This window comes from Pedobacter gandavensis (assembly GCF_032678745.1).
GTDB classification, from domain to species: Bacteria; Bacteroidota; Bacteroidia; order Sphingobacteriales; family Sphingobacteriaceae; genus Pedobacter; species Pedobacter gandavensis_C.
Genome location: NZ_JAVTST010000005.1, coordinates 287,931 through 303,371 on the forward strand (window position 1 = coordinate 287,931; position 15,441 = coordinate 303,371).

The following is a 15,441-nucleotide window of genomic DNA, read 5'->3' on the forward strand; positions in this document are numbered from 1 at the left end:
GTAAGATTGTCTACAAAAAAAACATTCCCTGCCCAAGAGAGCAGGGAACGAATTTAATGTCTATAAACCGTGTGATTTCGACGTCCTAACGGTTTAAATCAACCCGCCGCTGTAAAACAGTGACGGAATTTTTAACAGATCATCGCCTCGCAGCGAATTAACCAGTAATGTTCAAAAATATGCAAAAAGGATTAAAACTATATCCTTCAATTCGATTTATTATGAAATGCTCTTTTATCCTCATTGCGGTTCAGCTTACTTTTATAAGTGTCTTGCTGGCCAGTAATGTAAAGAGTCAGGATCTTGATCATAAAATAAGCCTGCGACTAGAGAATGTGACACTGGCACAGGGACTGTCTGCCATCGGTAAGGAAGGGAATATCCGTTTCTCACTGAGGGAGCAATCCATGCAAAAGGTGAAAAAGCCAGTCAGCCTGGTAGCCAGCCAGATCAGTGTTCGGGAAGCGATCAATAAACTATTGGCTAACACTGGTTTGCAATTTAAACTGGTAGAAGGTTACGTAGTGGTGGATAGCAAACCAGTTCCTATTATCATTACCGGAACCATCAGTGATCAGAAAACGAGGGAAACTTTAATTGGGGTAAGCATTAAGTTAAAAGGAACCAATAATGCGGTTTCTTCTGATGTAAACGGCGTATTTAAAATCACTATCCCCGAAAGTGGAGGGATATTGGTGATTTCCTATATGGGGTACCAATCCCGGGAAATGAAAGTAGATGCGCAAACGAAGGCCCTTTTTATCAACCTTTCGGCTTCTTCTACGCAACTGAGTGAAGTCACTGTTCAGGCGAGAAGAAAAGCAAATACGGAAGCTGCAGTACTCGATGAACGTAAAAAATCAGCAGTGGTACAGGACGGTATTTCTGCGGTCCAGATGGAACGTACCGGGAGTATTACCACCACACAAGCTTTACAAAGGGTTTCTGGGGTTACAATCACGGATGATAAATATGTCGCGATTCGTGGTTTAGGAGATAGAAGTGTGATTGGACAGCTGAATGGCGTTCGTCTGGCTTCTTCTGATCCGGATCGCAGTTCGATCCCATTGGATTTGGTGCCGGCTTCGTTATTAGACAATATCACGATTTATAAAACTGTAACCCCCGATAAACCAGCAGATGCTGCGGCAGGGATTGTGGAGCTAAAAACAAAATCTGTGCCTGATAGTATGGTATTCGATTTGATTATCCAGTCGGGATTTAATTCCAACATCGGGATTGGTGGCCAGCACAACAGCTTTTTTAATAGCGATATGGGCTTTTTGGGAGAAAAAATCAACAAGAAAAACCTTTCTCAGGATTTCCTAAACCTTGCTACACAATATAAAGGTGGGCTGCCACAAATCCAGAATATGATTGCCAATAGTGGCTATAGTCCGGAAATGAAGCAGGAAGTTAACCGCATCAACGGGATTATGCAAGGTTTTGATCCAGTGATGACCACGGGATACAAGCAAACGCCACTTAACCAATTGTACTCCGCTACGTTTGGAAACAGCTATACGCTCTTTAAAAAACACAAACTGGGCGTTATTGCAGGGGCAAACTATTATCGTCGTACTACGGATATCTCTGGTGGCGACATACAGCAATACAGCATTTATCAAGGGGTGGTGACTGGAAATGCACAGGTCAGCAGTCCGAGGAATATCCCGAATTACATTACTCCGAACAGCTTATTTATGGGTAAATACCAAACCTATAAGGAAAACACAGGTACAGAAACATTGAACTACGGGACTTTATTGGGGCTAACCTATCGTTTTAACCCACAACATGAGATCAGTATGCAGTACCTGGGTAGTTGGGGTGGAGAAACGCAAGCAACCAATATGTTTGGTAAATATGAATATACCGGTTTACCTGGTGAGGTAAACAGTACGATTTATTCGCTTAAACAATCCTACCGTACCCTAAACACCTTGAATCTTCAAGGAGAGCATAAGTTTCTACAAGGAGAATATTCACCACGATTGAGTTATAACATTGCCAGTTCAAAAGCGGGACAAAATGATCCGGATTATCGTTTTGTGACCCTTGCGGATTATATGCCGAGAGGCGGTGCTTATTATGGAAAACCAGCAACGGATCCCGGTAATACGAATGGCGAGTATGTTTATACGGATCATTTATATGCGCTTTCTTCTGGTTATGTCAATGGATTTGGTGCTTATGGCATCATCCAGGCAGAACCAAACGGTAGACGTTACCGTAATCTGGACGAAACGAATTACAATTATAAAGCGGATGTCAGCATTCCTTTTAAGCTCTTTGGAGAAAAACAGGAATTTAAAACCGGGTTTAACTATCTGAATCGCGACCGTGATTTTACAGAGAACGTACTGTTCCTTCCGGGATCAAACTTCTCTGCTATGGGCTCATTGCCACTTTACCGTGTGGATGGTAATTTGGATCGATTGGTAAGCTCAGATGTAATTGGTATCCGCCCGATGGCAGGAGGTGCAGGAGAAGGTGCGGCACCAGTTGGCGGATTTTTGTACAACAGTCAGAAATCTCCAAACAACTATACCGGCTTCTTTGAAACCAAGGCAGCTTATGCTATGGTGGATTTGAAAGTTACCAAAGCACTGCGGTTAACAGGTGGACTACGTTTTGAATCGACCAATATCCAATCTGCGGTAGATACTTCAGGGGTATTTCTAGATCCGGCTTTAACGGCACCAGGAGCAGGGGGAACAAGAATTCCATTGTCACTGACCAGTCCGAATTCTGTTTATAAAGTAGGGTACAAACCTTATTACTCCCTGAACGTAACCTATAACCTGCAGGACAAAATGAACTTCAGAGCAGGTTACAATACCACCCTTGCCAGACCGGAACTCAGAGAGATCACCAATGTATTTGAGTTTGATGCTTTCCAGATGGGATTGGTAGTGGGTAATCCAAACCTGATTAACCAACACACCCAGAATCTGGATTTCAGATGGGAATATTTCCCGAATAACGGAGAAGTGATCGCAGTCTCTTTATTTGGTAAGCGTATTGAAAACCAATTGTACAAAGTATTCAGTCTTCAAACCAGTGGCTTGGCAGCAACCTACCCGGAGTACCCAACCATCAGGTTCGAAAATGATCCTAACATTGGTAAAGTATGGGGTCTGGAGCTTGAAATTGTTAAAGATCTTGGTCTCTTATGGGATCCGCTTAAAAACTTCTTTATTGGTTCCAACTTGTTACTGGCACAAAGTGAGATTAAGAAATCTGCAGAACGATTGGAGGCGAACCGTTCTTTGGACAGGCATACGCCAAAAAACAGTCCTTTGTTTGAACAGGCACCTTATTCCTTGAATGGTTGGTTGAACTATAATAACAAGCGTTCAGGAACCAGTCTTACGGGGACATTTAATATGGTAGGCGAACGATTGGTACAAATCAACCTGACTGGTGAGCCGGATTTATATACGCGCCCGGTGCCGGTACTGGATTTTGTATTTAGCCAGCGTATCCTAAAACACGTGGTTTTCAAAGGATATATGAAAAATCTCCTCAACCCATCCATCAAAACAGTGTATGCTAATCCTGGAACCGGTGGTACCTGGTATGGTAATGAATACCTGAATCGCGGGTATAAAAGAGGTAGCGAATTTATGATGGGATTCACTTATAATTTGTTTTAATCATGAAAGAACTGAAAAAATATAGCCTGTTTTTCCTGATGCTCGCCACGGTGGCCTGTAAAAAAGAGAAGACAGATTTTGCATACGACAATCGCACAGTAACGGATACGCGCAAAAGTTCCTCTCTGAGGATTGTGAATCTTGCCGGCTACAATCAGGTGCAGGTAAACGGAGATACATTGACCAATTATGTAGTCAGAGGTATTAATGATCCAATGGCAGGAAAGTATCCGGGCACACTTTTCTTTCCTGACAATGGGAGACTGGGTACTACCTGGTCTATCCCTCAGCAACTTTTAAACAACGGTGCTGCAAAAGTACTATTAGAAACCAGGAGTTACGCTTTTGAGGGGAAACCGGTAATTCTGGATGTTAAAGAAGAGATTCGGGAAGGAGTAGATTATTACCTCTTGCCAACCAAAGACCTCGGAGTAACCGGGCAACCGGAATTTGTGAAAGTGCCAAGATCTGTTGCCCCTCCGGTAAACCCTTCGAATTTCAAAATAAGGATTCTGAACCTTTCGGCAAGCGTTCTTCCTGATCAGAATATGGAGAATTTATTGGGACCGATGAGCCTGAGCTGGGCAGATGGAACATCCGTAAGTTCAAAAACCAATAACATCCAACCGGGTCAATACTCAGAATATATTGAGGTTCCTTATGGCACCAATCAATTTAAAGTACTTACTCAGACTGGGATTCAGGTGCCAGGCGTAGGACCTGATGTATTGAATGCGGCAACATCTACCATTTTTGGTACTACACTTAGTTATGCGCCCATTAAAACTTATGCCCCTGGTGGGGTTTACACCATTGTTGTCGCCGCCAGATTGTTCAGCATACCTTACCTTGCCGGGAATCCTGGCGAAACGGTAACCGGATATCAGAATGGATTCCGGATCATCAACGACATATCAGAACCGGTAAACCTCAGCTACGGGAGACTACAGGCCGTAAACGCAATGCCTGGAAATAATGGTATGCAAGTTAGCGTAAATGGCAATCTGCTAGACAAAACCATCGATTATACCGCACATACTGAGCAAGCACGTTTCCTCATAGGAAATTATCAGGTAGAAGCAAAGAATGCTGCAGGTGCTGTGATTGCCACAACTAATTTTAAACTGGACCCAAATACCAGCCATACTTTTTGGGTGTATCCTGATGTAAATGGTAAAGCAGCCATCGCTGTAGTTGCGAATGATTTGAGTGGCGTATATGTTGATCCTGCCACTGATGATGCTTCCTATTCCAGATGGAAACAGGATTTTCCTTTTGCCATCCGTTTCCTTAATCTCTGTCCGGATATGCCTTATCTGACACTGACTACTAATAATGCTCAGGCATTTCCAAGTGTATTCGGTTTCAACACTTCCGCGGTCAATAACCTGAAGCCTGGTGTGATTCCAATAGAATACCCTTATGTGAGGCCTTTTACGGAGGCCAAGCCATACCAAATCATGGCTTTCCGCTCTTCGCCATCTGTAATCCCAGGAACCTGGGCCAGTGATATTCCGGTACTTACAGGAAGAGATCTGATTGCCAGACCAGAACTTTATGTTCGTGGCGAATTGCCTAATCATGAACCTGGTTTTTATACCATCGCGCTGGTAGGAAGCGCCAAATCTTCGGCAAATCCTGCCGAAAAAGCCAAAATGATCATTGTGAAACACAGTAAATAGCCTTTCTTATGCCACAGTTAAGATTACAATCTTTTTTATACTGCGCTGCAATTCTCCTGCTACTTGCTGGCGGATGTAGTAAAGTAGACTACGTAAAAATAGAAGATCCCGCTTATTTAAGGGTCTTCAATAACCTGAATTACTCCATCGGACTGAACAATAAAGACGAAGCCGTTCCTTTTTTAACGATGTTGATTGATCCTGAAATGGACGCTAATGGGATGCCTGTTAAAGCGGCAATTACCGGAGATTTCCTGGACCAGAGGGAGCCCTATGCACCGCCATATCCTTCCCATGTGGGTAGTAGCATTTCCTATAAAAACCCGGAATATCCTGGTAAGGAAAATGTGCTGGTAGGTCCGGTTTTGAATGGTTTTGACCTGAGCAGCTGGGCACAGATTCCATCCGGTAAACACCGCGTTGTTTTTATGTTCAGACCGGTCAACAACGTCCCTTTCTTTAACCTGGACAGTAGGCTGAAAAAAAACATACTCATAGATACGACTATGGTGTTGGATGCTAAAGAAGTGTATACGCTTCATGTTTTGCAAAAGAACTTCCAGACCAAGAAAAACGGCGTATACCTTCGAAAAGAGAATTTTCAAAAGCTCTCTTTATCGGATTCACTAGTATATGTGAATTTCTACAATATGAGTGCTAAAGGCTTTGAAGAAGCAGAAAATTCGGCGAAAACGGGGTATGAGAAGTCGGGTGCTTTAAGATATGGTATCAGAGAGCATATGAACATTTTCAGTTCTTTATTCACAAGTGAGCTAAGCATGCTCAAACCTGTGTATGCACATACTAATAAATTTATGGGTAAGCTGAGCAGGAATTCGGAAGTACTGGAGGTGAGCAAATATTATAGCTTTCCTTTGTTTGCAGATCCAAAATCCGATGGTATTCAAACAAATATCTGGCAACGTTTTGACCTGATGGCTCCTGGAATGAACCCGGAGAATAATCCTTACGAATCGATTTCTCTGAATACCGATAGAAACTGGGCACCGATCAATTGTATGTTGGATGGCAAAAGCCAATTGCAGGGAAATGATAATGCCGCACAACTCCCAAATATGGTGGTCAACATTCATTCCGGTAAATACAATCCCAGGTCTTTTGCAACAGTAAATACCATAGAGATTGTCAATGGTAATGTATACCTAACCACTATTCAGCGGAAATATCCAGCACCTATTTATTAAAAGAACCCCATGAACACTAGAAAATCTATAAAAAATATACTGCTGCTGATTCCTGCTTTGCTATTGGTTTTACATTCCTGTAAACACGATGACCTGGAAATTGAAAAGGAGAATGAAAATTTCAGAACAGCAACGGATTTCGTGAAAAACAATTATGAAATGACGCTTTTCTATGCAGCATTAGAGAAATCCGGCTTGGCAGAAAGGTTGAAAACAGCTGGTCCTTTTACAGTATTGGTTCCTAATGATGAAGCTTTCAAGGCCATAGGAATTCAGCGTGCTGCTGATTTCGACAAGATGAAACCAGACAGCTTGAAAGGATTGGTGGAGCGCCATATACTTAACGAGCGATTGTTATTTTTCGATGTGCCGCATAATGGGGTAGATGTTCGTTATCGTACCCTGGCAGGAACGGAAGTATATGCTTCTATGGCAGGATATGCCACTGGAAATAGTGCTTATCCTACCAACGACCTGTATTTTGACGGATCCAGTGTCATCAAAAAAGATGTTCCATTGGCCAATGGAACTTTACATATGCTCAATAAGGTGATGAAGAATAATACTAAAAGCACGGTGCAGGATTGGCTGGCTAAACGACCTCAGTACCGCATTTTTGTGGCTGGACTGAAAAAGTTTGGACTTTGGGATAAGCTCGCTACAGCAGGACCATTTAGTGTATTTGCGGTTAGAAATGAATTCTTTGAAGCCGCAGAAATGACTGAAGCCAGCATCGCGGCCATGGATCCACAAGATTATAATGGCGCACGTTTGTTTGGCGCTTATGTATTGCAAAAAAAACATTTCTTTCTCTCAGATTTTGAGGTCTTCAAAACGAATAATAAAGAACAGTTCATGACCAGATCGGTAGATGGAGACAGTTGGATTATTGCACTAAGTACCATTAGTAACTTCTTTACTAAAGCGGTTACCGGATCTATGTCGCTCAGAACAGCAGTCGAATATCCTTATGATCAGTATGGCACGATCACCATGCCAGTTCCGGGCCTAACAGACAACCTAACCGATAATGGAATTGTACATGATGCTCAGGGGCTTTTGTTAACACCTGAACAAGCTTTAAAAAATTGATATATCTAAAGACGATACAGATGAAACTGACAAATATATTTACGCTTTTCCTGCTAATTTCTATACTGGTATCCTGTAGAAAACAAGAGTTTATGCCGGAACCGGAAGGCGACAAAGTTCCATTCCAGGAAATCAATACCAGCCTGAAAGAAGCCATTACTGCTAGTCCATATGCTATTTTTAAAGCAGCCTGGGAACGCAGTAATATGGATGCCATCCTTAAAATTAAAGGAGCTAAAACTCCTTTAACAGTATTAGCGCCGAGTAATGAAGCCTTTATCGCCGATGGCCTGACTCTAGAAAAGATTAACGAGATGCCGGCGGCTTTGCTGGATAGTATCCTGTTGTACCACACCTTAACCGGAAACTATAACCCCGATGATTTTAACGGTCGTGAAGATAGTTTTATTGCAAAAACGATACTCGAAAATCCTTTCTTAAAAGTCAAACCAGCTATCTCTGGTTACTCCTTAGCTGACCCTTATTTTTATATTCAGGCGCTTAAGCTAAATGGTAAATCGCTTTTTATCAATGGTAAATCAGCAGGGGAATCCGCTCCCATCCAAGCAAAAAATGGGGTGCTATGGCCAATTAATAAGGTTTTACATAAACCCACAAAAACCATTTATGATGTATTAAAGGATGATGGCCGTTTTGGGATGTATGTAGAGCTGAACGAACGTGCTGATGCCTGGTTCCAGGAACTGACCTCTTATTCTATACAGCATGATTTTACAGAGGGATTGGTGGTCTCGACAGCAGGCGACTACAATATTATTTTTAATTCCATTTTTGCTATTACCGATGAGGCTTTTCATCAGGCAGGATTTCAAACTGTAGATGAACTGCTGGAACTGAACAACAGAAATCCATTGCCTTATATGGATTGGGATACTTACTCGGTTAAAGGAGCTTTTGCTACGGATAGTCTGATGGCCTATCACCGCTGGGGAACATCATTCGCTCCTAACGACCCAAACTATGGAGGTGGAGTAAAAAACCCAAACAATTTTTATACGAATGACCTGAACAATGTGTTGCTGTCGGATTATACGCTCGTGACTTCCAGTTATTATGGAACAGTAACTTACTTCAAAATGCCACTTGATTTTGGGAAAGAAGGAACACAGGTGACTGTAAAGGTTAAAGGCTCGGATCAACCGGCAGCGAAGATTACCGAAGGGGATATCAACACATTGATGGGCCCTATTCATGTAGTCGACAGACTCATTTTGCCGAAAGGTTTCAAATTGTAATGCCGGGAAAAACCATTAAGATTTAAATTAAACGCAATGAAAAACATTAAATATTTCCTTTTACCTCTGATGGCGATGAGTGTCTCATTTTTCAGTTGTAAGAAGGAAGATCAGTCCATTACCGCTCAGGATAACAATAAAATCGCTGCGGTAATTGCCGATAACTTTAACCTGTCAATTTTTAATACTGGATTGGTCCGCAGTGGATTGAAAGTGAAACTGCAAGAATCAGGACCCTTCACCGTGATCACGCCTTCGGATGAGGCCTTTAAGAAAGCCGGATTCGCGGATCCAGTAGCGATACTTGCTGCGGAACCTGCCAGAATCTCAGCTATCATGAACTACCATGTTCTCAATGGCAGTTATGAGTTGAACAAACTGCCTTTTCTTTTCAATCAGGAAATCCGTTCTGCAAATGGAGGGAAGTTGTTCGTGACCCACTGGGTAAAAGGACCAGATACGATTTTGACCGTCAATGGATCCAGAGTATTGGCGCAAAACATCAAAGCTTCCAATGGATTGATCCAGGTGGTAGATCAGGTATTGGAACCTTATGGGCATGAGCTGGTATTGAACGGCATGGCTTCCGATAGGAACCTGAGCCTTTTTTATCAGGCCATCCAAAGATCCGGATTAGTGCAATTATTAAATGGGAAAGGCCCATATACCATTTTTGCGCCTGATAACAACGCGATGACCCAATATGGACTTTCTTCATTGGAAGAAATTAACAAACTGGATCCTGCCCTACTTGCTATGATGATCCGCTATCATGTATTAACGGATCGCCGCTTTGTATACGATTATATCCTGAGTACCGGTGTTTCAGGGAAAAGTGAGCAGGCAATGCTGGACGGGAATTCTATCCAGATACAGCTGATTCCAGATCCGGCTGTTCCAACCAGCTTTACAGGTATTCAGTTAAAGGGAACCGGAAATACGGCTATGATCAAACTTACTAAAACAGATGTGCTGACCGGAAATGGCGTATTGCATACCATTAGCAGTGTATTGAAGATTACCCAGTAATTTAAAAATTAAGATTTCAGAGATGATTTTATATAAGATACTCAAAAAGATAAGTATGTTCCTGCTGCTGATGCTCCCTTTTGCAGTGCTGGGACAGGAAACGAGCGGTACCCTAAATGGAACGGTCTATGATGCTGCGGGGCAACCTTTACCAGGTGCTTCTGTAGTGGCCATCCATCAGCCATCCGGCACAAAATATGCGACCTCCGCAGATGCGAAAGGACGTTATTACCTGCCCAACCTTAGAATTGGAGGCCCTTATAGTGTGGAAGCGCTCATGATTAGCATGAAAACTGATAAAAAGGAGGCCATTACGATTCGCTTAGGTTCTGCGATATTGCTCAATTTTGCTTTAGCAGATCAGGCACAACAACTAGGAGAGGTGATGATTAAAGCTACAAAAAGAGGCGCACAGGCAAGTGCTTATGGTACAGGAAAAAACATCAGTGCCGAACAACTCAAAAATATGCCAACCGTTTCCAGAAGCATTACTGATGTGACCAGATTGGTGCCACAATCCAGCAAGGACAACAGTTTTGGAGGAACCAATTTTCGTTATAACAACGTCACCATTGACGGTGCGATTAACAATGATGCGATTGGTTTTAGCCCTTCTTTAGGCGGTCAGTCTGGTACCTCCGGAATGGCCGGAAGTTCTACCAGAACGAATCCAGTATCTCTGGATGCCATCGAAGATATGCAGGTTTATCTGGCACCTTATGATGTGAAAATCGGAAACTTTACCGGTGGATCAGTGAATGCAGTTACCCGCAGTGGCACAAATACCTTAAGCGGATCTGTGTATGGTTTTGGACGCAATGCTACGTTAACCGGTAAGGATAAAGTGGGAAGTTTAGGTAAAATGAACAGTGATTTCTACGATTACCAAACCGGTTTTCGCATCGGTTTTCCGATCATTAAAAACAAGCTTTTCTTCTTCAGTAATGAAGAGCTAACCAGAAGAAGAGATCCTTCGCAGCTGTTAGCCGGTCGCTCAGAAACTGCACATATCCTAAGTGCTGATGATGCTAAGGCAATCACAGGCGCTGATTTCTTCAATGCAGGTACAGCCGGAGAATTTAATACCTATTCTAAATCCCATAAGTTTTTTAACCGTCTGGACTGGAACATCAACGACCAGCATCAATTAGCCATCAGGAATAATACCATTATTTCTGAGGCTACTCATATGGATCGAGATCAGCAGGATTTCAGGTTTAGTAGCATGGCCTTTTTGCAGAAAAATAACCAGAGTTCTACAGTTGCAGAGCTGAAAAGTCGATTCAATAACCAACTTTCCGGGAACTTACTTGCAGGTTTTACAATGGTAAATGATTCTAGAAATCCACTGAGTAACTCTAGTCTGCCACAAGTGCAAATTGCTGGAAGAACTCCGGGAACCACCATTTACCTGGGCACAGACCGCGAAGCTAGTATCTTTGATATGAAACAACGCACGCTGGAGCTAACTGCAAATTTAAACTGGAATATCGGGAAACATACCCTGACCTTCGGTACGCACAATGAGTTTTATAATATCAGTTATGGTTTTGTGAATGCCTGGAATGGCAGGGTAGATTATTTAAGTATTGAAGATTACCTGAGCAATAACCCTTATCGCGTTCGTGGGGCTTATGGATATGATAACAACAACCGGGATTACCTTTTAAGCCATCCTTCCGCGAAATTCAATGTCAACTTATACAGCGCTTACTTTCAGGATGAGATCCGTGTTTCCGATAAATTAAAAGTGATTCCGGGACTTCGTGTCGATATGACTCATCTGCCGGAAAGACCAGAGTTGAGCGAAAAAACAAGAACAGCATTGGAAGATCCTTATTTTGGAACCAGCTATACTTATACCCCTTTAAAGCGGATTACGAACCGTTTTTTGAATAAAGTTCAGCTTTCCCCAAGGGTGGGATTCAGGTACGACTGGATGGGCGACCAATCGTTGATTTTACGAGGGGGTAGCGGCTTGTTTACCGGTAGAATCCCAATGGCATGGTTGGCTTATGCCTTTTATAATACAGGTGATAGTTTCGGTGGTTTTGACCAGAAAGCAGATCAGAAGCCATTTGTGCCGGGCAGCAACCCATTGGTGGGAGGGCCAAACGGAATTGCAGATTTCATTCAGCAAAATGGGGCAGTGATCAATAATCCGAATAGCGGAAAAACACAGATCGACTTAATTGACAATGGATTTGTGATGCCACAAGTATGGAGAACCAGCTTAGGCCTGGATTACAGCACAGCTGATCAATGGAAATTTGGACTGGAAATGATCTATACTAAAAACGTCAAGGATGTATTGTTCCAGCAACTCAATGTGCAGGACAATCCAGTATATTATGCTTACGACAAACTACGTCAGCAACCAGTTTATAGCGGAACAGTCGATCCTCGTTTCTCAAATACGTACCTTTTAAGCAATACGAGTAAAGGTTACCGCTACAGCCTGACAGGGACTGTCAGCAAAAGTATCGCAACAGTATTCCAGGCTTCTGTAGCCTATACTTATGGTCAGTCTAAAGATTTGTCCAATGGCGTGCGTAACTCTATGGAGTCTAACTGGCAGTTGAATCAATCTTTAGTACCAAACAATCCAAGCTTAGCCAATAGTAATTTTGACATCAGGCACCGTATCGTTAGCACCATCAGTTATCAAAAAGACTGGGGTAACACAGGAAAAACCAATGTGTCTTTATTCTTTAGTGCCCAGTCTGGCAGTCCATTTACTTATGGCGTAGTAAACAACAGTATTCAAGGTTTACCGCAACAGGTAAGTTTGGCTTATATCCCGGAACGTGAAGAAGCAATCCGCTATTTTCAGGATAGAAACATCGGCGGCAAAATTAGTACTGCAGGGCAACAGGCGGATCAGTTCAATTCTTTTATTGATGGTGATGACTACCTGAACGTTAGGAGAGGACAGTTTACAGAAAGAAACAAGGGGAGAACGCCATGGAATATACAGGCGGATCTTCATCTTTCCCATGACCTTTTTGTTGCTCCCGGTAAAAAGCAATTCATTACGCTGACTGCCGATATAATGAACCTGACGAACCTGATCAACAAAAATTGGGGCATTCAGTATTTCTCCCCAAACACCTTCAATTCAACATCAAGCGTAGGCTTAACCCCAGTGTTATTTCCACCTTCTCAAAATGCAGGAGGATACCCTTTATATGAGTTTAATACACCAGGTAAGCCCTATAGTGTGGACTATTATGGGTCAAGAAGTCAGGTACAGTTTGGTTTAAGGTATACTTTTTAAATAATGATGATGAAGCTAAATTTAATTAACAGGTTTAAAAAAGGCCTGGGAAAACTAAAAGTTTACCCACTTGTCTTCGGCTTATTATTGCTGACGATAACGGCCTGTAAAAAGGATAAAGTAGAGGTGGTTAAAACCCCAGTCACCGTAACCGATTACTATCCCAATAGTGGGAACCAGGGAACCTTGGTCACCGTAGAAGGAACAGGTTTTTCAACCAATCTAGCAGAAATCAGTGCTACATTTGCTGGAGTGTCTGCCGATGTGGTTAGTGCCACAGCCAATGCGGTGGTATTGCGCGCACCTTTAAAAGGAAGTACAGGCGAGCTAATGATGAAAATGAATGGAGAAAGTCTGAAAATCGGTCAGTATACATTTCAGAATTTAAGCGTACAACGCATTAGTCCTGCAAATGGAGGTGCCGGAGCGCATATCAGGGTTTCCGGTGCTGGATTTAGCAGCATAGCCGGACCTGCGCAGGTTTTTATCAATAACAAACTCAGTTTAGTGGTGAGTGCTTCTGATACTTTATTAGTAGTAGAGGTGCCAGATGCGGTAGGAACAGGTGTGGTGAAAGTGAAAGTAGATGGTAAAGAAGCGAGCGGACAAACTTTCAAATATCAGGCAATTTCAGGGATTAAACCTTTAACCGGTGGTAAAGGAACATTGGTACGAATTTCCGGAGAGGGCTTTGAAGAACTGGCCGAAGGAAACTACGTAGATTTCAATGGCAAAGCTGCTTTGGTGAAAGAAGCAACAGCAGATTACCTGATAGTTGTGGCACCGGATGATGTAAAAACGGGCCCCTTGTCTGTCAGTATCAACCAGCAAAAAATTACAGGCCCGATATTTACAGTGGTACCTCCTCCAACAATGGGAACAGTAAGCCCTTTAAGTGGGCCTGCAGGTTCAGTGATGACCATCAATGGGGAGAATTTTAGTACGATTGCTGAAGAAAATAAAGTGTTGATTAATGGAAAACAGCTTACGCTTAGTACTGCCACTGCCACCAAATTGACCTTAGTAATTCCTGGAAATACTGGTAATGGAAAGGTGATTCTAAGTGTAAACGACCAAGAGGTGACAGGTCCGGAATTTAAAGACCAGTCATTAGGAATCAATAAACTCAGCCCGGAGAATGGTCTGGCTGGAAGTTTGGTTACGATTACAGGAACAGGATTTAATTCCAATGCAGCACAGAATATTGTCAGTTTCAACGGGCTTGCGGGTACGGTGATCAGTGCTACAGAAACGAGCATCGTAGTGAAAGCACCAGTAGGCTTAAGCAGTGGGCCGCTAAAAGTGAGCAATAATGGGGCAGAAGCTATCGCACCAATGAGCTTTAATCGGGCGGGTATTGTGACCATTGCAGGCGGAGTAGGAAATAACTCTTTATCGCTCAATAATGGACGTACCAGTAGTTTAGCGATAGATGCTCAAGGCAATATTTTCGTGTTGGAGGTTGGATATCACCGCATCAAGAAAATAACCCCAAGTGGTACGGTGACTTTATTTGCTGGTAGTCCAAGCGGACAGTCCGGTCATAAAAATGGAAAGGGTATCGAAGCACTGTTTTCTTTTGGAACTAATCCGGGAATGGATATCGATGATCAAGGCAATCTCTTCCTGAGTGAAGGTGTGGGCAATATCCGTAAGGTATCCCCGCAAGGTGAGGTCAGCAATTTTGCAGTAGGCCTGGGATCAATCAATAAAATATCATTTGATAAACAGGGAGTCCTTTATGTATTAGGTTCATTTAATGGTGGTTGGAGAATCAATAGAGAGGGACTAAGAACTGCGATTAATCTGTTGTCTTTTGCGGATGAGTCCCGTCCGGCATTAAACAATAATGTGCTTTATAAATTAAATTATGAGGGTTATACGGTAGATGCTTATGACTTGAAAACCAATCAGAACCTGAATGCTATTGCTGGTGGAAACTGGGGATATGCGGATGGGGTTGGCAGAAATGCCATGTTCTTAAACATCAAGTCAATGACTGCGGATGGTTTAGGGAATCTCATCATTGCAGATGGCGGGGCAAATGCTTTCCGCAAATTGAATATCAGCACTAAAGAAGTGATTACAATTGTCAGATTTACTCAGGGAGCAGCTGTTGATGGTTCCTTTGCTGATGCCAAAGTGAGCTCCATTGGAGACACGATTTTGGATGCTGAAGGCAATATTTACTTCATTGATATCAATAACAATTCAGTAAGAAAGATCTTCCTTAAATAACCG

8 protein-coding genes are annotated in these 15,441 nt (G+C 42.6%); all 8 read left to right on the forward strand.

The window, feature by feature from the left end; translation table 11 throughout:
* Positions 1-221: 221 nt before the first annotated feature.
* From R2S10_RS17490 to R2S10_RS17525, 8 genes are read left to right on the forward strand one after another with little or no spacing between them, the layout of a single operon-like run.
* Positions 222-3,659 (forward strand): TonB-dependent receptor, encoded by a 3,438-nt coding sequence (locus tag R2S10_RS17490; protein WP_316841697.1) that lies wholly within the window; start codon positions 222-224, stop codon positions 3,657-3,659.
* A 2-nt stretch (positions 3,660-3,661) separates the two neighbouring features.
* Complete coding sequence (locus tag R2S10_RS17495) at positions 3,662-5,341, forward strand: DUF4397 domain-containing protein (RefSeq protein ID WP_316841698.1); 1,680 nt, start codon at positions 3,662-3,664, stop codon at positions 5,339-5,341.
* Positions 5,342-5,349: 8 nt separating this feature from the next.
* Complete coding sequence (locus R2S10_RS17500; RefSeq protein ID WP_316841699.1) at positions 5,350-6,546, forward strand: hypothetical protein; 1,197 nt, start codon at positions 5,350-5,352, stop codon at positions 6,544-6,546.
* Positions 6,547-6,555: 9 nt separating this feature from the next.
* Entirely contained in the window at positions 6,556-7,638 is a 1,083-nt protein-coding gene (locus R2S10_RS17505) for a fasciclin domain-containing protein (RefSeq protein WP_316841700.1), read from the forward strand.
* A gap of 20 nt (positions 7,639-7,658) precedes the next feature.
* Positions 7,659-8,894 carry a fasciclin domain-containing protein gene (locus R2S10_RS17510; protein WP_316841701.1) on the forward strand — a complete coding sequence of 412 codons (1,236 nt, stop codon included), beginning with the start codon at positions 7,659-7,661 and terminating at the stop codon, positions 8,892-8,894.
* 36 nt (positions 8,895-8,930) lie between these two features.
* Complete coding sequence (locus tag R2S10_RS17515; protein ID WP_316841702.1) at positions 8,931-9,923, forward strand: fasciclin domain-containing protein; 993 nt, start codon at positions 8,931-8,933, stop codon at positions 9,921-9,923.
* Positions 9,924-9,978: 55 nt separating this feature from the next.
* Positions 9,979-13,200, forward strand: coding sequence for a TonB-dependent receptor (locus R2S10_RS17520; protein WP_316841703.1), 3,222 nt, complete (start codon positions 9,979-9,981; stop codon positions 13,198-13,200).
* Positions 13,201-13,209: 9 nt separating this feature from the next.
* Positions 13,210-15,438, forward strand: a complete 2,229-nt coding sequence (locus tag R2S10_RS17525) for an IPT/TIG domain-containing protein (RefSeq protein WP_316841704.1) — start codon at positions 13,210-13,212, stop codon at positions 15,436-15,438.
* The last annotated feature ends 3 nt before the right edge of the window (positions 15,439-15,441 follow it).

Coding starts and splice junctions, on each gene's coding strand:
- R2S10_RS17490 (WP_316841697.1), top strand. CDS start 222: ATGAAATGCTCTTTTATCCTCATTGCGGTTCAGCTTACTTTTATAAGT.
- R2S10_RS17495 (WP_316841698.1), top strand. CDS start 3,662: ATGAAAGAACTGAAAAAATATAGCCTGTTTTTCCTGATGCTCGCCACG.
- R2S10_RS17500 (WP_316841699.1), top strand. CDS start 5,350: ATGCCACAGTTAAGATTACAATCTTTTTTATACTGCGCTGCAATTCTC.
- R2S10_RS17505 (WP_316841700.1), top strand. CDS start 6,556: ATGAACACTAGAAAATCTATAAAAAATATACTGCTGCTGATTCCTGCT.
- R2S10_RS17510 (WP_316841701.1), top strand. CDS start 7,659: ATGAAACTGACAAATATATTTACGCTTTTCCTGCTAATTTCTATACTG.
- R2S10_RS17515 (WP_316841702.1), top strand. CDS start 8,931: ATGAAAAACATTAAATATTTCCTTTTACCTCTGATGGCGATGAGTGTC.
- R2S10_RS17520 (WP_316841703.1), top strand. CDS start 9,979: ATGTTCCTGCTGCTGATGCTCCCTTTTGCAGTGCTGGGACAGGAAACG.
- R2S10_RS17525 (WP_316841704.1), top strand. CDS start 13,210: ATGAAGCTAAATTTAATTAACAGGTTTAAAAAAGGCCTGGGAAAACTA.